Below are 17,562 nucleotides of genomic sequence, written 5' to 3'. Positions count from 1 at the left end.
TGTTTCAGGCGGGTGCTTCTTGCGCAGGGCAGGGTGTTTCGCGGGAGGGCGTTGCGGTGGCCGGCACAGGTGCGGTAAGTTACTCATCAGTAACATCTACTCACCGGTAACTTTGCTGCCCCTGACGTGGTCACTGCTGACCACCTCTGAAGGAGAGAACATGCCCAACCCCGCCTTCGACCCCTCCAGCCTTCCGTATGCCGATGGTGACTTCTATGCGTTTGAGCAACTGCTGACCGGCAAGGAGCAAGACCGTTTGGCAGAAGTCCGCGAATTCCTGGCGCGGGAGGTCAAGCCCGTGGCGGTGGACTGCTGGAACCGCGCGGAATTCCCCATGGAACTGATCCCCAAGCTTGCCGAGCTGGACCTCGTGAGCCCGGTCCGCAGGCAGGGTTACTCAAACCTCTTTGCCGGTATCCTCCATGCCGAAGTCACAAGGGCAGACGCGTCGATCGCTACCTTCATGGGCGTGCACGACGGCCTGTTCACGGGCTCCATAGAAGCCCTGGCCTCCCAGGAGCAGAAGGATGCCTGGCTGCCGGACATCTACTCGCTCAAGAAGATCGGCGCTTTCGGCCTGACCGAGCCGCTCGGCGGATCCGATGTGGCCGGTGGTACGCGCACCACCGCCCGGCGCGAGGGTGACACCTGGGTACTCAACGGCGCCAAGCGCTGGATCGGTAACGCCACGTTCTCCGATTGGGTGGTTATCTACGCCAAGGACGTGGAGGACAACCAGGTCAAGGCCTTCCTGGTGGACACGTCCCTTCCGGGTTTCTCCGCCAGCAAGATCGAGAACAAGATTTCGCTGCGCACCGTCCAGAACGCCGACATCACCCTGGACAACGTGGTGGTTCCGGAGTTCTTCAAGCTTGCCCACGCCAACAGCTTCCGCGACACCAACAAGGTCCTTAAGGTCACGCGCCTGGCCGTTGCATGGCAAGCAGTGGGACTGCAGCTTGCTGCCTTCGACATTGCCCGCAGCTACGCAGTAGAGCGCCAGCAGTTCGGCCGCCCACTGGCAGCCTTCCAATTGATCCAGGACCAGTTGGTCCAGATCCTGGGCAATGCCGTGGCATCCATGGGCATGATGGTGCGGTTGGCCCAACTGGAAGACGCCGGTGCGGCCCGGGATGAGCAGTCGGCGCTGGCCAAGGCCTTTACCACCGCCCGCATGCGCGAAAGCGTCGCGTTGGGCCGGAGCATCCTTGGTGGCAACGGCATTGTCACGGACTACGGCATGGCCAAAGTCTTCGCTGACGCCGAGGCCATCTACTCCTACGAGGGAACGTACGAGATCAACACCCTGGTTGCGGGCCGCGCCATCACGGGGGTCTCGGCCATCGTCTGAGGCATTCAGTCCAGCGGCAGGAGGATGGAGGGCCGGAGGTCCTGAACCAATCCCAGGGGGTTGATGTACTCCTCGCCGCTGCGGACACCCCAGTGCAGGCATGTGCCGGGGCAATGGCCTGACCCGGAAGCGGTTGCCACGGTACCGATGGCATCGCCCTTGGCTACGTGGTCGCCGGGCTTCAAGTCGCTGAGGACCGGTTCGAAGCTGCTGCGCAGGCCGTCGCCGTGGTCGATCGTCAGGACGGGCCGGTCCACAACCACCCCGGCAAACGTGACAACGCCCTCGGCGGGAGAGGTGACCGCCGCCCCGGCGGTGGCTCCGCCGTCGTGCGTTACTCCCAAGTCCACGCCCCGGTGGCCGCTGAGCCACGGTTTGTCCGGCGGATCAAACGTCCGCTGCACGGAGGGCTTGGGGGAGAGTGGCCACGCCCAGTGGTGCTGTGCCGGAGCCGGGGCGGGAGCATCGATGGGGCCGGCCAGCAGGGCGGCAAGGACCAGTGGAATGAGCTTGGTGATGGCCATTCCCCAAGGCTTCCGCACGCCGTGGTGTGGAGCGATCTCTGCGGCGCCCTATGTGGACAAGTGGCCTCGATGGCCGGTCAAAAGAGTGGGGCCGCTGTAGTACACTAAGTGGAGCAGTTTGCTGTGCCCTCAAGCTTGTTCAGGAGCATGTCTCATTCAGATGTGCGGGGGACCCAGATTGACTACGCGTATCCAGCCCTCCACCAGCGAAGCCTTGTGGCTTCAGGCTGCGGAGGATTGTGCCTCCTGCGGTCCGGCCATGAACCCATGCCGGATGGGAAGTGCAATGGATGCCAGGAGCCGTGCCTGTCCGGGCAACGGCTGAACAACCGTCAACTATTGGCAGGGTAAGAGAGCCCCAGGGGTTCTCTCATGAATGACCTGCCGGAAGGAGCGTCGGCATGCCCGTCGTAACCATGCGCCAGCTGCTTGACAGCGGCGTCCACTTTGGACACCAGACCCGTCGTTGGAACCCGAAGATGAAGCGCTTCATCTTCACCGAGCGCAACGGCATCTACATCATTGACCTCCAGCAGTCGCTGTCCTACATCGACCGCGCCTACGAGTTCGTCAAGGCTACTGTCGCCCACGGCGGCACCGTCCTGTTCGTCGGCACCAAGAAGCAGGCCCAGGAAGCAATTGCCGAGCAGGCTACCCGCGTTGGCCAGCCGTACGTGAACCAGCGTTGGCTGGGCGGTATGCTCACCAACTTCTCCACCGTTGCCAAGCGTATCCAGCGCATGAAGGAACTCGAAGAAATCAACTTCGAGGACGTCGCAGGCTCGGGCTACACCAAGAAGGAGCTCCTGCTCCTCAAGCGCGAACTCACCAAGCTTGAGTCCAACCTCGGTGGTATCCGCAACCTGACCAAGGCTCCCTCCGTTCTGTGGGTTGTTGACACCAAGAAGGAACACCTTGCTGTTGACGAAGCCAAGAAGCTGAACATCCCGGTTGTTGCCATCCTGGACACCAACTGCGATCCGGACGAGGTCGACTTCCCGATCCCGGGCAACGACGACGCCATCCGCTCCGTCAACCTGCTCACCCGCGTTGTTGCCGACGCCGTTGCCGAGGGCCTCATCGCCCGCAACCAGCGCGCCACCGGCACCACCGAGGCTCCGGAAGAGCCGCTGGCCGAGTGGGAGCGCGAGCTCCTCGAAGGCAGCAAGGCAGAAGCAGCGGCCGCTGAAGCAGCCGAGGCTCCTGAGGCTGCAGCCGGCGAAGCCGAAGCCAAGTAAATCTGGACCTTCCCTGACGCGGGCAACCGCATCGGGGGCAACTAACAGGATGGCGGCCCACGGGGTGGGTTGCCGTCCTGTCAGTACGTAAACACAAAAATTTCTACACAGAGGGGTTCATATGGCGAACTACACTGCTGCTGACATCAAGGCCCTGCGTGAGCGCACCGGCGCCGGCATGATGGACGTCAAGAAGGCTCTTGACGAGGCCAACGGTGACGCCGAGAAGGCCATCGAAATCATCCGCATCAAGGGCCTCAAGGGCGCTACCAAGCGCGAAGGCCGCTCCACCGCGGAGGGCCTGGTTGCTGCCAAGGTCACCGGCGGCGTGGGCGTAATGATCGAGGTCAACTGCGAGACCGACTTCGTTGCCAAGGCTGACAAGTTCATCCAGTTGGCTGACAAGGTCCTCAACGTAGCAGTCGAGTCCGGCGCTGCCGACCTCGAGACCCTGCTCGCGACCGAGGTCGACGGCAAGAAGCTTGCCGACGTCGTTATCGAAGAGGGCGCAGTCCTCGGCGAAAAGGTTGTCGTCCGCCGTATCTCCCGCATCGAGGGCACCACGGTAGACGCTTACCTGCACAAGACCTCCAAGGACCTCCCGGCACAGGTCGGCGTTCTGTTTGCTGTTGACGGTGAAGGCGAAGCCGCCGCCACTGCCGCACACGACGTCGCCGTCCACGTTGCAGCCATGGCTCCGAACTACCTCACCCGCGAGGACGTTCCGGCCGAGCTCGTCGAGTCCGAGCGCCGCATCGCCGAAGAGACCGCCAAGGCCGAAGGCAAGCCGGAAGCCGCCCTCACCAAGATCGTCGAAGGCCGCGTGACCGGCTTCTACAAGGGTGAAGTGCTGCTGGACCAGGCATTCGCCAAGGACTCCAAGAAGACCGTTGCACAGGTCCTCGAAGAGGCCGGCGTCAAGGCAACCGCAGTAACCCGTTTCCGCGTCGGAAACTAGCAAGTCATGAAAAGGGGTGGTCACTTCGGTGGCCGCCCCTTTTTCATGCACCCGTCCGGCAAGTACCTGTACGGACCCACAGCACTGTAATCTAGCCAAAGTCCACCAACGGGAAGGCACCATGGAAACCGACAACACTGCAATCCAGCCCGAGAAGACCCGCCGCCGTGTACTTCTGAAGCTTTCCGGCGAGGTCATCGGCGGAGGCAAGCTCGGCGTCGATCCCGAAACCGTACGTGCCATTGCCAAGCAGATCGCCGCCGCAGTTTCCGACGTCGAAGTCGCAATCGTGGTGGGCGGAGGCAACTTCTTCCGCGGCGCCGAACTCTCGCAGAGCGGGATGGACCGTTCCCGAGCCGACTACATGGGCATGCTCGGTACGGTCATGAACTGCCTTGCCCTCCAGGACTTCCTGGAGCAGGCCGGCGTCGAGACCCGCGTCCAGAGCGCCATCACCATGGGCCAGGTAGCCGAGGCCTACATTCCCCGCCGCGCCATCCGCCACATGGAAAAGGGCCGCGTGGTCATCTTCGGTGCCGGCGCAGGACTTCCCTACTTCTCCACGGACACCGTTGCGGCGCAGCGTGCCCTCGAGGTCCACGCCGACGTGGTCCTGATGGCCAAGAGCGGTGTGGATGGCGTCTATACCGCAGACCCCAAGAAGGACCCGGCCGCCGAGAAACTCGACGTCCTCAGCTACGAGGACGCCTTGCGCCGCGACATCCGCGTGATGGACCAGACTGCCATGACCATGTGCAAGGACAACAAGCTCTCCATGGTGGTGTTCGGTATGGAAGGCGAGGGCAACGTTACCCGCGCCATCCGCGGAGAAACGCTCGGAACGCTGGTTACTCCGTAGCAGCGGCTAGGATATTTCCAGGACCATCCGCCCTTGGTGGCGGAACTTTACTGTGCATGGCCGCCCGAAGCCGGGCAGCGACTATTTGAGGAGAGAGACCCCGTGATCGAAGAAACCTTGCTCGAAGCCGGCGAAAAGATGGACAAGGCGGTTGAGGTAGCCAAGGAGGATTTCGCCTCGATCCGTACGGGCCGGGCCAACCCCGGGCTCTACAACAAAGTGATCGTGGAATACTACGGCACGCCCACTCCGCTGCAGCAACTGGCTTCCTTCGCAGTGCCGGATGCCCGGACCATCCTGATCACCCCTTACGACAAGTCCGCCCTCCGCGATATCGAAAAAGCCCTCAGCGATTCCGAGGTTGGGGCCAACCCGTCCAACGACGGCAATGTCATCCGCGTGACCATCCCGGAGCTCACCCAGGAGCGCCGCAAGGAATACGTGAAGATCGTCAAGGGCAAGGGTGAAGACGCCAAGGTTTCTGTCCGCAGCATCCGCCGCAAGGCCAAGGACTCCCTGGACAAGCTTGTGAAGGACGGCGAAGCCGGCGAGGACGAGGGCGCACGTGCGGAGAAGGAACTGGACGCCCTCACCAAGCAGCACGTCGACAGCATCGACGAACTGCTCAAGCGCAAGGAAGCCGAGCTGCTCGAGGTCTGATGAACCAGGCAGAGCCGGCGCCCGCTGAGCGGGCCCCGACACGCGAAACCCGCAAGGACGCAAGGCGTTCGCGCGGGAACCCCACGCCGAAGGCGGGCCGCAACCTGCCGGCCGCCATCGGCGTCGGACTTGCCATGCTCATCGCCGTCCTGGGGGGACTGCTGTTCCTGCCCCTCGGTTTTGTCCTCCTGGTGACGGCATTCGCCGTGTTGGGTGTGTGGGAGGTTTTCCGCGCGCTTGAAGCCCAAGGCACCCGCATGCCCGTGGTTCCGGTGATGGCGGGCACCCTCGCGTTGCCTGTTTCGGCGTTCTTTGGTGGCCTCGAAGGCCTGCTTTTCACCATGGTGGCGAGCTGCGTGGCCGTGCTCCTGTGGCGGTCCATCGAAAGCGCTGCCGGTGCGCCGCGCAGTGTTTTCGCGGGAGTCTTCACTCTCGCGTGGGTGCCGTTTTTGATCAGCTTCGCCGCTTTGCCGCTGCATTCAAGCGGCGGCGCCACCCCGGTGGGAGTCTGGCCCGAGGGCATTCCCGGCGGGGCCTGGCAGATCGCCACCATGCTGTTGCTCGTCGTAGCCAATGACACCTTCGGCTACATTGTGGGCGCGTCGTTCGGGAAGCACCCCATGGCCCCGAAGATCAGCCCCAAGAAATCCTGGGAGGGCTTCGCGGGTTCTGTTGGTGGCGCCATGGTGATTGGCGTGCTGGCTTGCCTCTTCATCCTCGACAAGCCGTGGTGGGTTGGTTTGGTGCTGGCCATCGGCATGGTTGCCGCTGCCACGGCCGGTGACCTCGCCGAATCCATGGTCAAGCGCGAACTCGGCGTCAAGGACATGAGCAGCATCCTCCCGGGCCACGGTGGTGTAATGGACCGCCTGGATTCAATAGTGTTCGCCGCCCCTGTGGCCTATATTCTGTTCGCGCTGCTCAGCGGCGTCTGACAACCAACGAAGGATAATTGATGGCTTTGGATATTCGACGCCAGATTCCCGCAACGTTCGACCGCGTGGAGCGGAGCAAGTACGGCTACAACGCCAAGCAGGTGGACGCGTTCCTGAACCGCGCCCGCAACTCGTTCGAGAATTCCGTTGGAGCTGCGGAGCACGTGGCCAGCAGCGATGTACGCGATGTAGCGTTCGATCCCGTCAAGGGCGGCTATGACGCCCACAGCGTTGATGCCGCTTTGGACCGCCTCGAAGATGCCTTTGCCCGCAGGGAACGCGATGACCTGATCAACCAGCAGGGCGAGGAAGCCTGGCTCCGACAGATCGGCAAGCTATCTGGCGTGCTCCGGGGCCGCCTGCACCGGCCGGACGGTGAACGCTTCCGGCGGCCCGCCCGGAAGAAGGTCCGCAGCTACAACGTCCAGGACGTCGACGCCCTCTGCATGCAGCTCATCGGCTATCTGGAAAACGACCAAGCCTTGAGCGTGGATACCGTCCGCCGTGCCGTGTTCCGCGCAGCCAAGGGCGACGCCGGCTACGAGGAAGCCCAGGTGGATGCTTTCCTGGACCGCGTGGTCGAGCTGATGGCCGCCATCGACTAATTTATTCGACCAGGTGCGATCGGCGGGTTGTTCCGCCACACCTCGTCGTACCGCCGCTTTCCACGCAGCAGTGACGTGGCAAAGAACGCCAGGGCCGCAATGATGGCGATTCCAACAGCCAGTGGCATGGCCACCCCGGCAATCAGCAGTGCAGACCCCACCAGCAATCCGATGAGGGCTGCATTGACTGTGCCCATGAACACCATGCTGCTTCCGGCAACCTGCGTGAAGTCCCTGCGCGCCCCCAGGAAGTAATAGGTGCGCCGGGCGCCCGCTTCGTCGTCGGTGTAGGAGGCCATCAGGTACGGTGCGATACCGGGTTCCAGGTCCACATAGGCCGCCCGAAGCCTGTTCATGGCGATGACGTACATGAGGTCTTCCATGCCGACGGTCATGACGCGGATATGGGTGAGCAACCCCACCAGCACATCGATGCTGAGGATGGTCAGCGCGAAGGCCCGGAAGGCGTCCGAGAACTGGGTGGCGTTGCCCACCAAAGCAACACTGAGCAGGCTCGCCGAGGTGAAGGTGAGGAACATGCTGATGCGGGTGAGGACTTCGCCCTGGGTGGTGCTTCGGGAAGCCAGCAGGCTCCAGTGTTCCGTGGCCAGCAGTTGGGCCCTGATGCTGGGCGAGGACAGGGGCTGGGCGGCGGGCGGTTCGGTTTCGGCCGGTCCCGGCTGTTGGGACATGGCCACATTGTCCACCTTGTACGGTCCCCGGACAACGGGTGCCGGTCAGGGCCGCTCTGTGGCCACGGGCCGTTCGGGGACGTGGAGCCGGGTCATCACGCGGTTCACTGACGACGGGATTCTGCCCTTGGTGGACAAGGAGACGCCGATGGTTGCAGCGAAGGCGGCCGGGACGGTCCAGGCTGCAGGTTGGGCCAGCCAGGCAGGAGCCACCGCCGCACCCAGCGCGGTTCCCACCACCATGGCGCCGCCGCACAGCAGCCCACCGGTCACCATGCCGGCTATGGCTCCCGCGTCGGTGAGTCCGCGCCACCATATCCCCAGAAGCAGGACGGGGCAAATGGTTGAGGCCGTAAACGCGAACACCAGGCCCACGCTTCCGGCCAGTGCCAAGGTGTCCGTCATGAGGGCAAAACCCAAGGGAACGACGGCGGCCAGCAGCGCTGCGAGGCGGAAACCGCGGACGCTGCCTCCAAACAGGTCCTGGCTGATGACCCCGGACAGCGAGACCACCAGTCCTGAAGTGGTGGACAGGAAGGCGGCGAAAGCCCCTGCCACCACCAACGCGGACAAAAGGTCGCCGGCAGGACCGCCCACCAGCCTTCCGGGAAGCAACAGCACCAAGGCGTCCGACTGCCCGGCCCGGGCGAGATCGGGGGCAAACACACGGCCCACGGCCCCGGCCAACGTGGGGAAGAGATAGAAAACGGAGAGCAGGCCGAGCACGATCAGGGTGGTGCGCCGGGCGGACTGCCCATCCGGATTGGTGTAGAAGCGCACCAGGACATGGGGGAGCCCCAACGTGCCGAAAAGCAGGGCCACCATCAACGAGATGTTCTGGTACCCGCTCGCGGCAGCCTGGCCGGTTGGATTGACGGGAAGCGGAGCCTCCGGCGAGGTGCCGTTTCCCGCGAGCACCAGCAGGACGAAAACCACGGGAACCGCCAGGGCAGTCAGTTTCAACCAGTATTGGAAGGCCTGGACGAACGTGATTGACCGCATGCCGCCTGCCACGACCGTGAGGCACACAACCAGTACCACCGCCGTCGAACCGACCCACGACGGCAGTCCGGTGGTGATGCGGATGGCGAGGGCAGCGCCATGCAGTTGCGGAACGATGTACAACCAGCCGACGGCCACCACCACCAGGCTGGTGACCCGGCGGACGGCTTTCGAATCGAGGCGGGACTCGGTGAAGTCTGGGATGGTGTAGGCGCCCGAACGCCGCAGGGGAGCGGCCACAAAGAGCAGGAGCATCAGATAGCCGGCGGTGTAGCCTACTGGAAACCAGAGGGCATCCGTCCCGGACAGCAGGATGAGGCCGGCCACTCCCAGGAAGCTCGCGGCGGACAAGTACTCGCCACCGATGGCCGAAGCGTTCCACCACGGCCGCACTGTTCGGGAGGCAACATAGAAGTCTCCCGTGGTGCGGGAGATACGCAGCCCATAGAAGCCGATTGCCGCCGTCGCCAGTGAAACGGCAACGAAGGCGGTCAAGCCAACCACAGGATTCACTTGTCCTCCACAAGATCGCGGTACCGGGCCTCGTTCCTTGCGGCCGCCCGGGTAAACAGCCAGGCGCTGAGGCCGATCACCGGGTAGATGCCTGCCCCCAGCAGGAGCCAGTCGAGGGGGATCCCGAACACGCGGGTCCCCGCCACGCCGGGTCCGTACACCAGCAAGATGGCAAAGGCGGCCAGGATCAGGAGGAAGCCGCAGCCCACCACCAAGGCCAGGCGCAATTGTGAACGGACCAGGGAACGGATGAAGACCTGCCCGGCATCGGAGTCCTCTGCGGCATCAAGGGACTTTCCGGGGGCCGTCCTGGCCGCCTGCCGTGGCGCCGTGACCCGAACGCGCGTCATCCTTGCGGCCGGGGGCGGGTGGCCTGCAGCTTGTCACGGACGGCGGGCAGGTGCCGCCTGCTGATGGGCAGTTCGGCGCCCGCCACTGTGACGCTGGGACTGGTCGCCGACAGCTTCAGGTGTCCCACGTGGGTCAGTGCGATCAGGTAGCTGCGGTGGATCCGGATGAAGCCCGCCTGCGCCCACTGTTGTTCAAGGTCGCTGAGCGGCACGCGGATCAGGTAACTCGCCTCGGCCGTGTGGAGCCGGGCGTAGTCACCCTGGGCCTGGACGTAGCTGACGTCGTCCCGGCGGATCATCCGGGTGGTGCTGCCGAGGTCCACCGTGATCATCTCCGGAGCCGGGGCACCATCCTTGATGAGCTCGCTGATCCGGTCCACGGAACGGGACAGGCGCTCGGCCCGGAGAGGCTTGAGCAGGTAGTCGATCGCTGCGAGGTCGAAAGCCTCCAGGGCACAGTCTTCGTCCGCGGTGACAAAAACGACGGCGGGCGGGTTGCTGCTGCGTGAAATGGCGCGGGCGATGTCCAGGCCGGACAAAGCAGGCATATGGATGTCGAGGAACACAGCGTCAACGGACTCGTTCTCGAGGGTACGGAGGGCCTCGGCGCCGGATGATGCCCGGTGGATGGCACCAATCCGGCCGTCACGCCCCAGCAGGAAGGCCAACTCCTCCACTGCGGGCAGTTCGTCATCAGCGACGAGCACGTTGATCATGATTAAAGACTAGCCTCACGCATCATGGCCCGGTTGGGATTTGGGCACCCGCATGGTGATCAGGGTGCCCTCGCCGGGGGCGGTTTCAATCACCAAACCGTGCTGGTCGCCGTAGACCTGACGGAGCCGTGCATCGACGTTCCGGAGCCCCACGTGGTCCCCGTCAATGTGTCCGGCCAGGACGGACCGCAGGTGCTCGGGATCCATCCCCACGCCGTCGTCCTCGATGGTGACCTCGGCGAAGGCCCCCGAATCGTTGGCGCAAATGGTGATGTGGCCCGGCCCTTCCTTTGCCTCAAGGCCGTGCCGGACGGCATTTTCCACAAGTGGCTGCAGGCTGAGGAACGGTATGACAGTGCTCAGAACTTCGGGGGCCACGCGCAAGCTGACCTGGACCCGTTCACCGAAGCGCGCCCGTTCGAGGAGCAGGTAGCGGTCAATGCACCGCAGCTCCTCGGCCACTGTGGTGAAGTCTCCGTGGCGTCGGAACGAGTAGCGGGTGAAGTCGGCGAACTCCACCACGAGTTCCCGGGCACGGGCGGGATCGGTGTTGATGAAGGACGCGATGGCGTTCAGCGAGTTGTAGATAAAGTGGGGGCTGATCTGGGCACGCAAGGCGCGGACCTCGGCCTCCATGAGGAGGGTCCGGGAGGATTCCAGTTCGGCCAGCTCAAGCTGCGTGCCGATCCAGTCCGCCACCTCGCTGGTGGCGCGGACCAGGCCTGCGCCGGCCGCTGGTGCCAACGCCGCGACGGAGCCCACCACGCGGGAACCGGCACGAATCGGGGCGATGACGGCGCTGTAGCTTCCCGGGGTGTTCGCTGCGTGCGGGACAACCGCCGTCCGCCCGCTCGTAAGGACGCTGGTGGCAAGGCCCATCAGATGGGGCTTCAGGTCTTCTGCCACCCCGTCCCACGCCAGTACCGTCCCGGTGTCCGTGATGGCCAGCGCATCACAGGCCAGGAGGGTCCGCAACTGTTTGCTGGCCTTGGCGGCCCCCGCTTCCGTCAACCCGCCGCGGAGGTGCTGTCCGGCGCGCGACGCTGCATGGAGGGTGTTGTACGTGGCGCGCTCGGCATCGGTTCCCAGGTCCCGGAAGGAACGCACCACTTTCAGGCCAACACCCACCACCACGGCGACGGCCAGCACGATCACGGCTATTGCGGCCGCGGTGAAGAGCGGGGAATCGGGCATGGAGCCTAGCGTAGCCAATCAGGCCAAAGTACGACGCCGGCACCCGCCTCCCGCCGTTCGGCGCAGGAGCGGGACCGCTGAGCGACGGCTTGGTCCTGGGTGCTGGAACCAGCCTCGGACGGCGTTCGATAGTGAGTGGAGTCACATTGGCGTGCAGGAGCTTGTAACGCAGACGGTGCCGATGTGGACACACCACAACCAGGAGGAACCCATGGGTAACGAAGCCCAACCCCAGGACGCCGCGGCGTCCGTGGACTTCCAGGAAGTCCAGCAAACGGAACGGTTCAAGACACTGAGGAAGCGGCACAGGACCTTCGTCTTCCCCATGGCGGCAGCGTTCCTGCTGTGGTACTTCGCCTACGTCCTGCTGGCCGACTATGCGGTGGGCTTCATGTCCATCAAGGTCTGGGGCAACATCAACGTCGGCCTGATCCTGGGCCTGCTCCAATTCGTCACCACGTTCGGCATCACCGCATGGTACGTGAGCTACTCCAACCGGAAGCTGGACCCCATCGCCGCCGAAATCCGCAATGAGATCGAAGGCCACGAGTTCGACAAGTCCGGCACCATGACCCGCGGGGGAGCCCAATGAACACCATGGTCCCCGCAGTGGAAGTTTCTGCCCTGAAAGACTCCACCCTCCTGAATATGGGTATCTTTGCCCTCTTCGTCGCGGTCACCATGGTGATCGTCTTCCGGGCGAGCCGGAACAACAAGACCGCGGCCGACTACTACGCAGCAGGACGGTCCTTCACCGGGTCGCAAAACGGAACGGCGATCGCCGGCGACTACCTGTCCGCGGCGTCCTTCCTGGGTATCACGGGTGCCATCGCCATCAACGGCTACGACGGTTTCCTCTACTCCATCGGCTTCCTTGTGGCGTGGCTCGTTGCGCTCCTGCTGGTGGCCGAACTGCTCCGGAACACCGGCAAGTTCACCATGGCGGATGTCCTTTCCTTCCGCTTGCGGCAACGCCCGGTCCGCATCGCTGCCGCCCTGTCCACCTTGGCTGTCTGCTTCTTCTACCTGCTGGCCCAGATGGCCGGCGCGGGAAGCCTCATTTCGCTCCTCTTGGGCATCAGCGACTGGGGCGGACAAGCCCTGGTGATCATCGTCGTCGGCGCCCTCATGATCATGTACGTCCTGATCGGCGGCATGAAAGGCACCACCTGGGTGCAGATCATCAAAGCCATCCTGCTCATCGCCGGCGCAGCTGTCATGACGGCCTGGGTCCTGGCCATCTACGGGTTCAACCTGTCCAGCCTCCTCGGCTCCGCTGCCGAAACCGCCAACAACCCCGCAGTCCTCAACCCTGGCCTGCAGTACGGCAAGACCGAGACGTCCAAACTGGACTTCATGTCCCTGGGCATGGCCCTGGTCCTCGGTACCGCCGCCCTGCCGCACGTCCTGATGCGCTTCTACACCGTTCCCACCGCCAAGGAGGCACGCAAGTCCGTAGTATGGTCCATCTGGCTGATCGGGCTCTTCTACCTCTTCACTTTGGTCCTCGGCTACGGTGCTGCCGCGCTGGTAGGTGCCGAGACCATCAAGTCGGCCCCCGGCGGCGTTAATTCGGCAGCTCCGTTGCTGGCCTTCCACCTGGGCGGACCGCTGCTCCTGGGCTTCATTTCCGCCGTCGCCTTTGCCACGATCCTGGCAGTGGTGGCCGGCCTGACAATCACCGCGGCGGCGTCCTTCGCCCACGACATTTACGCGAATGTCATCTCCAAGGGCAAGGCGGACGCAACCACCGAGGTCAAGGTGGCCCGCCGCACCGTGGTGGTGATCGGCATCCTGGCCATCCTTGGAGGCATCTTCGCCAACGGCCAGAACGTTGCGTTCCTCGTTGCGCTCGCCTTCGCCGTCGCCGCTTCAGCCAACCTGCCAACCATCATCTACTCGCTGTTCTGGCGGAGGTTCACCACCCAGGGCGCGATCTGGAGCATGTACGGAGGCCTCGCCGCGGCGATCCTGCTGATCACTTTCTCGCCTGTTGTTTCGGGCGCCAAGACCTCCATGATCCAAGGAGCCAACTTCGCGTTCTTCCCGCTGAGCAACCCTGGGATCGTTTCCATCCCGTTGGCTTTCTTCCTTGGCTGGCTGGGAACCGTGCTGGACAAGCGCAAGGAGGATGCGGCCAAGCAAGCCGAGATGGAAGTGCGCTCGCTGACCGGCGTCGGCGCCGAGAAGGCGGTGAACCACTAAGCCGTCCACGAACGGGAGCCCCTGCCGCCACCGGCGGCGGGGGCTCTTTTGCGTGGCCTACTTTTTCAGGGCCAGCCATTCCTGCAACTGCTGCAGCGGCCAGGTGGTGACAATGCGTTCCCGGGGGACGCCCGCGGCCTCCGCACGCTCGGCGCCGTACTGCAGGAAATCCAGTTGGCCCGGGGCGTGGGCGTCGCTGTCAATGCTGAAGAGACAGCCGGCGTCGAGGGCCATCTTGATGAGCCGCTCGGGCGGGTCCTGCCGCTCCGGCCGTGAGTTGATCTCCACCGCCACGCCCCACTCCGCGCATTCCTTGAACACTTTCGCCGCGTCGAACTCGGACTCCGGCCGGGTGCCCCGCGAACCTTGCACCAGCCTGCCGGTGCAGTGCCCCAAAACGTTGGTGTGCGGATCCGAAATGCCGCCGAGCATTCTTTTGGTCATGGTCTGGTGATCGGAGCGCAGCTTGGAATGGACGCTGGCAACAACCACATCCAGCCGGTCCAGCATTTCCGGTGTCTGGTCCAGGGTGCCGTCTTCCAGGATGTCCACTTCGATGCCCTTGAGCAACCGGAAGCCGTCCTGGCCGGCGTTGATGCCGTCCACGATTCCCAGTTGTTCGTCGAGCCGCTCGGCGCTGAGGCCGTTGGCTATGGTCAAGTTGGGGGAGTGGTCCGTAAGGGCCTGGTACTCCCTGCCAAGGGTACGGGCAGCCGCCACCATGGTTTCGATCGGTGATCCGCCGTCGGACCAATTGCTGTGGCTGTGGAGGTCGCCGCGGAGGGCGGATGCGAGGTGGTGGCCGTTGGCCGCGAGCGGCTGGGCGCCGCGCTCCCGGAGGTCCTCCAGGTAATCGGGAACACCACCCTCCAGGGCCTGGACGATCACCTCGGCGCTGCGGTTCCCTACGCCTTTGAGGCTCGTCAGCCGGTTGGCCGCCACCAACCGGGGCAGCTCACCGGGCGGAAGCTGCCGGACGATGTCGGCGGCTTTGCGGAAGGCCTGGACTTTGAAGGTGGGAGCCAGGCTGCGTTCCAGCCAGAAGGAGATTTCATCGAGCGCCTCAACGGGATCCATGGCTCTATCCTCCACGAAGGAGGCCCACCATCAACAGGGCGCGGCTGATGGTGAGCCTCTTCGGGCCTGCGACCCTTAGTGGTGGTGGCTTGGATTGAGCGCCGGGTTCACGCCCTCTGACGGAGCCTGGCCGTGTTCTCCGTGGGGGACGGCGTGCTGGCCGGCCATCGAGGCGGCCAGTCCCGGAGTCGCTACTGAGGCAACAACGACGGCGGCTCCGAACGCGGCTGCCAGAAGCCGCCCGGTCCTTGGCTGGCCGTGGGTGCCGCCGCCGTTGGTCTTGAGGTGTCGCCGCAGCCAGCCCGCGCCGGCCAGTGCCATGAGGGTTACCCCCAAGGCGGCCAGGTGGCTGATGTCGAGTGTTCGGGCCGGAGAGGTGAGGCCCACTGCCAGCATGGCGACATGGATGGCTGCCGCTGCAGCCAGGGCTGGAATGACCAGCCGTGGAAAGACGAGCGTATTGCGGTGCAACCCCCACAACGACCACGCCAGGAACGCCAGTCCGGCCATCAGGGCGGCAATGCCTCCGAGTAACGGGCCGGTTCCGGAGGAGGCGAGATACCCGGCAGACAGGGACAAGTCCACCATTCCGGCGGCCATGGCTGCGAAGTAGACGAACAGCAGGGTTGCTGCCTTGAGCGTCGGATGGTCCTGTCCTGCCATGCTGGCCTCCTCGCGTTCCTGGTCCTGGCGGGCGATGTGGGGCTGCATCACGTGGATCAGGCGCGGGCAGAGGCGGCGGTGACCTTGTCCTGGGAGAGCGCCACGCCGAGGAGGACCACGGCGCTGGCCAGGTGCAGGACGTTGTCGGCGCCGTTCAGGGCGATGATGTTCAAGGAACTGCCCACAAGGAACAGGCCCAGGATGCCTACCAGCAGGTAGACGCCGCCCACCGTGGTGTTCACGGTCTTGGACAACGTGACGCTGTTCAGCCCGGCGTAGAGCAAGGCGGCTCCAATGGCCAGGTGGATCACGTTGTGGAGGGGGTTCACGGCGAAGATGATCAGGGTTGCACCTTCGGTGGCAAAGAACCCGGTTCCTGCTGTGACGAAGAAACCGAGCACGCCTACCAGGAGGTACACGGCTCCGAAGATGGTGGCGATCAAGCGATTGGGCGAAGTACGCATGGTCCGAACCTTTCGGTGGTAGCCGGTTGCTTCCGGCTTTGTCGCGAAGCTCCGGGTGGAGCTTTCACGGGTTGTTCGGACCATGCGTCCAGGTGGATGGGTGATTGTTGGAAGTTTTTTCGTGGGGTCCTACGGCCGGAGGCGGATGCTGCTCATCTTGAGGTCGTTGGTGCCCTCGAAGACGTACCGGAGGTCGATGCTCTTGCCATCGCATTGCAGCGTGCCCGAGATGTCCGCTGTGTTCCTGCCGTTGGTGTTGTTGACGTTGACGGAACTGTAATTGGGCTTGCAGGAACTATCCAGTTCCAGGCCGGCGATGCCATCCACGAACGACTGTTTGTCCAGCTGGTCCTTGAGTTCCTGCTGCAGGTAGTTGTCGTAGGCCCGCTCCGTATCTCCGGCGACCACCAGGTTGGTGAACTCATCCGCCAGCGACCGCGCCTTCGACGTTGCATTGCCCACCACGTTCACCAGCACCAGTACGCCCACCACGGCCAGGACGATCACGCCCGCAACAATGCCGAGCACAATCCACAGGACCTTCCGTTTTTTTGCAGGCTGCGTGGGCTGCTGGCCATAGGGGTATTGGCCGGGCGGGTACTGTCCCGGCGCGGACTGGCCTTGTGGGTAGGGGTTCTGGGTGCCGGGGTTGGTGTCTTGGGGTCCGCTGTAGGGCGGGTTGCCGGCTTGGGAACCGGCGTACGACGGCGGCTGTTGCCACTGCGGCGGCGCTGCGGGCTGTCCGGGGTACTGTGTCTGCCCGGGATGCTGTGGCTGTCCAGCTTGGTGGGGGTCGTCCGCCTGCGGTCCCTTGCCGGGTGCCGGCGGCACGGGTGGGGGTGGATACTGCCCGGGTTGGTTGGGATTGCGCGGGATGTCCTCGCGCCCGTTCGGTTCTTGCGGGTTGCTCACTACAGTGCCCCTTTCAGCAGCCTGCGGCCGCGCCACCACCTGTTCGGGGCCTTTGCGCGGCCCCCGATGCGTCCATCTGAATCAAACAGCATGCTTGCGTTCCCGGGCAAGAGGACTCCGGCGCGGCTTAGGCCTCGGAACGCCTGCCCAGAAGCGGCTGCACGCGGTATGGAATCATTTCCCGCATGGCCAGGGCAGTGTCCGTCCGCTCAACTCCGTCGCACGCCAGGATCTTGCCGTTGATCCGGTAAAGGTCCTCGGCGTCCAGGGCAACAACGCGCAGGAGCAGGTCCGCGGAACCGGTCAAGCCGTGCCCCTCCAGGATTTCGGGAATGTCGGCCAGTTCCCGCGCCAGGCTGGCGAGCTTTTGCTGTTGGACATGGACGCTGATGAACGCCGTCAGCGGATAACCCAGGGCTACGGGATTGATGCGTCGCTCAAAGGATAGGAAAGCGTGCTTCTTTTCCAACTGGGCCATGCGCGCCTGCACAGTATTGCGGGAGAGTCCGAGCCTCTGTGCCAAAGCCACTACGGTCCCTCGGGGATCCTTGGCCATCGCCGAAAGCAGCCGGGTGTCAGTGCCATCCAAGGGTTGCATAATGCGCAAGATTAGCACGGGCAGCACGCTCCAAACAGGGCAGGAT

20 protein-coding genes are annotated in these 17,562 nt (G+C 64.2%); 9 read left to right on the top strand and 11 right to left on the bottom strand.

The window, feature by feature from the left end; genetic code table 11:
* Window positions 1–160: 160 nt before the first annotated feature.
* Window positions 161–1,351 carry an acyl-CoA dehydrogenase family protein gene (locus ACIPV6_RS13635; protein ID WP_400271385.1) on the top strand — a complete coding sequence of 397 codons (1,191 nt, stop codon included), beginning with the start codon at window positions 161–163 and terminating at the stop codon, window positions 1,349–1,351.
* A gap of 5 nt (window positions 1,352–1,356) precedes the next feature.
* On the opposite strand, the gene ACIPV6_RS13630 is transcribed toward ACIPV6_RS13635, so the two are convergent.
* Window positions 1,357–1,875: a M23 family metallopeptidase gene (locus ACIPV6_RS13630; RefSeq protein WP_400271384.1), complete on the bottom strand. Its 519-nt coding sequence runs from the start codon at window positions 1,873–1,875 to the stop codon at window positions 1,357–1,359.
* Between the two features lie 401 nt (window positions 1,876–2,276).
* Here ACIPV6_RS13630 and rpsB point away from each other — a divergent pair, with 401 nt between their 5' ends.
* The 6 genes from rpsB to ACIPV6_RS13600 all read left to right on the top strand — a co-directional run bounded on the left by rpsB (window position 2,277) and on the right by ACIPV6_RS13600 (window position 7,130).
* Window positions 2,277–3,113, top strand: a complete 837-nt coding sequence (gene rpsB / locus ACIPV6_RS13625; protein WP_397323910.1) for a 30S ribosomal protein S2 — start codon at window positions 2,277–2,279, stop codon at window positions 3,111–3,113.
* Between the two features lie 121 nt (window positions 3,114–3,234).
* Window positions 3,235–4,071 (top strand): translation elongation factor Ts, encoded by an 837-nt coding sequence (tsf, locus tag ACIPV6_RS13620; protein ID WP_400271383.1) that lies wholly within the window; start codon window positions 3,235–3,237, stop codon window positions 4,069–4,071.
* A 121-nt stretch (window positions 4,072–4,192) separates the two neighbouring features.
* Window positions 4,193–4,930 (top strand): UMP kinase, encoded by a 738-nt coding sequence (pyrH, locus tag ACIPV6_RS13615; protein ID WP_400271382.1) that lies wholly within the window; start codon window positions 4,193–4,195, stop codon window positions 4,928–4,930.
* Between the two features lie 102 nt (window positions 4,931–5,032).
* A complete protein-coding gene (gene frr / locus ACIPV6_RS13610) occupies window positions 5,033–5,590 on the top strand; it encodes a ribosome recycling factor (RefSeq protein ID WP_397323913.1) in 558 nt (185 codons plus the stop codon).
* The gene (locus tag ACIPV6_RS13605; protein WP_400271381.1) at window positions 5,590–6,525 is read left to right on the top strand and encodes a phosphatidate cytidylyltransferase; all 936 of its coding nucleotides are present in this window, start codon (window positions 5,590–5,592) and stop codon (window positions 6,523–6,525) included. Before frr ends, ACIPV6_RS13605 begins: the two co-directional genes overlap by 1 nt.
* Before the next feature lie 20 nt (window positions 6,526–6,545).
* Window positions 6,546–7,130 carry a DivIVA domain-containing protein gene (locus ACIPV6_RS13600; protein WP_400271380.1) on the top strand — a complete coding sequence of 195 codons (585 nt, stop codon included), beginning with the start codon at window positions 6,546–6,548 and terminating at the stop codon, window positions 7,128–7,130.
* Here ACIPV6_RS13600 and ACIPV6_RS13595 read toward each other — a convergent pair.
* From ACIPV6_RS13595 to ACIPV6_RS13575, 5 genes are read right to left on the bottom strand one after another with little or no spacing between them, the layout of a single operon-like run.
* A complete protein-coding gene (locus tag ACIPV6_RS13595) occupies window positions 7,127–7,822 on the bottom strand; it encodes a hypothetical protein (RefSeq protein WP_400271379.1) in 696 nt (231 codons plus the stop codon). The genes ACIPV6_RS13600 and ACIPV6_RS13595 overlap by 4 nt on opposite strands.
* A gap of 45 nt (window positions 7,823–7,867) precedes the next feature.
* Window positions 7,868–9,337 (bottom strand): cation acetate symporter, encoded by a 1,470-nt coding sequence (locus tag ACIPV6_RS13590; protein ID WP_400271378.1) that lies wholly within the window; start codon window positions 9,335–9,337, stop codon window positions 7,868–7,870.
* The gene (locus ACIPV6_RS13585; RefSeq protein WP_400271377.1) at window positions 9,334–9,687 is read right to left on the bottom strand and encodes a hypothetical protein; all 354 of its coding nucleotides are present in this window, start codon (window positions 9,685–9,687) and stop codon (window positions 9,334–9,336) included. The genes ACIPV6_RS13590 and ACIPV6_RS13585 overlap by 4 nt, the downstream gene beginning before the upstream one ends.
* Entirely contained in the window at window positions 9,684–10,403 is a 720-nt protein-coding gene (locus tag ACIPV6_RS13580) for a LytR/AlgR family response regulator transcription factor (protein ID WP_400271376.1), read from the bottom strand. The genes ACIPV6_RS13585 and ACIPV6_RS13580 overlap by 4 nt, the downstream gene beginning before the upstream one ends.
* A gap of 15 nt (window positions 10,404–10,418) precedes the next feature.
* The gene (locus ACIPV6_RS13575) at window positions 10,419–11,597 is read right to left on the bottom strand and encodes a sensor histidine kinase (protein WP_400271375.1); all 1,179 of its coding nucleotides are present in this window, start codon (window positions 11,595–11,597) and stop codon (window positions 10,419–10,421) included.
* 211 nt (window positions 11,598–11,808) lie between these two features.
* On the opposite strand from ACIPV6_RS13575, the gene ACIPV6_RS13570 reads away from it, so the two are divergent.
* Window positions 11,809–12,189, top strand: a complete 381-nt coding sequence (locus ACIPV6_RS13570) for a DUF485 domain-containing protein (RefSeq protein ID WP_400271374.1) — start codon at window positions 11,809–11,811, stop codon at window positions 12,187–12,189.
* Window positions 12,186–13,802 (top strand): cation acetate symporter, encoded by a 1,617-nt coding sequence (locus ACIPV6_RS13565; protein WP_400271373.1) that lies wholly within the window; start codon window positions 12,186–12,188, stop codon window positions 13,800–13,802. The genes ACIPV6_RS13570 and ACIPV6_RS13565 overlap by 4 nt, the downstream gene beginning before the upstream one ends.
* Before the next feature lie 57 nt (window positions 13,803–13,859).
* Here ACIPV6_RS13565 and ACIPV6_RS13560 read toward each other — a convergent pair whose 3' ends face one another.
* From ACIPV6_RS13560 to ACIPV6_RS13540, 5 genes are all read right to left on the bottom strand, one after another.
* A complete protein-coding gene (locus ACIPV6_RS13560) occupies window positions 13,860–14,879 on the bottom strand; it encodes a PHP domain-containing protein (protein ID WP_400271372.1) in 1,020 nt (339 codons plus the stop codon).
* A 75-nt stretch (window positions 14,880–14,954) separates the two neighbouring features.
* Complete coding sequence (locus ACIPV6_RS13555) at window positions 14,955–15,590, bottom strand: hypothetical protein (protein ID WP_400271422.1); 636 nt, start codon at window positions 15,588–15,590, stop codon at window positions 14,955–14,957.
* An 8-nt stretch (window positions 15,591–15,598) separates the two neighbouring features.
* On the bottom strand, window positions 15,599–16,006 hold the full coding sequence (locus ACIPV6_RS13550) for a DUF4383 domain-containing protein (RefSeq protein WP_397323928.1): 408 nt from the start codon (window positions 16,004–16,006) through the stop codon (window positions 15,599–15,601).
* Between the two features lie 129 nt (window positions 16,007–16,135).
* Complete coding sequence (locus tag ACIPV6_RS13545; RefSeq protein WP_400271371.1) at window positions 16,136–16,918, bottom strand: hypothetical protein; 783 nt, start codon at window positions 16,916–16,918, stop codon at window positions 16,136–16,138.
* 127 nt (window positions 16,919–17,045) lie between these two features.
* The gene (locus tag ACIPV6_RS13540; protein WP_397323932.1) at window positions 17,046–17,516 is read right to left on the bottom strand and encodes an Lrp/AsnC family transcriptional regulator; all 471 of its coding nucleotides are present in this window, start codon (window positions 17,514–17,516) and stop codon (window positions 17,046–17,048) included.
* Window positions 17,517–17,562: the final 46 nt, after the last annotated feature.

The organism is Paenarthrobacter sp. NPDC089988, assembly GCF_044748465.1.
In the GTDB taxonomy this organism is placed as follows: Bacteria; Actinomycetota; Actinomycetes; order Actinomycetales; family Micrococcaceae; genus Arthrobacter.
This window is presented reverse-complemented; position numbering and strand designations above follow the sequence as displayed.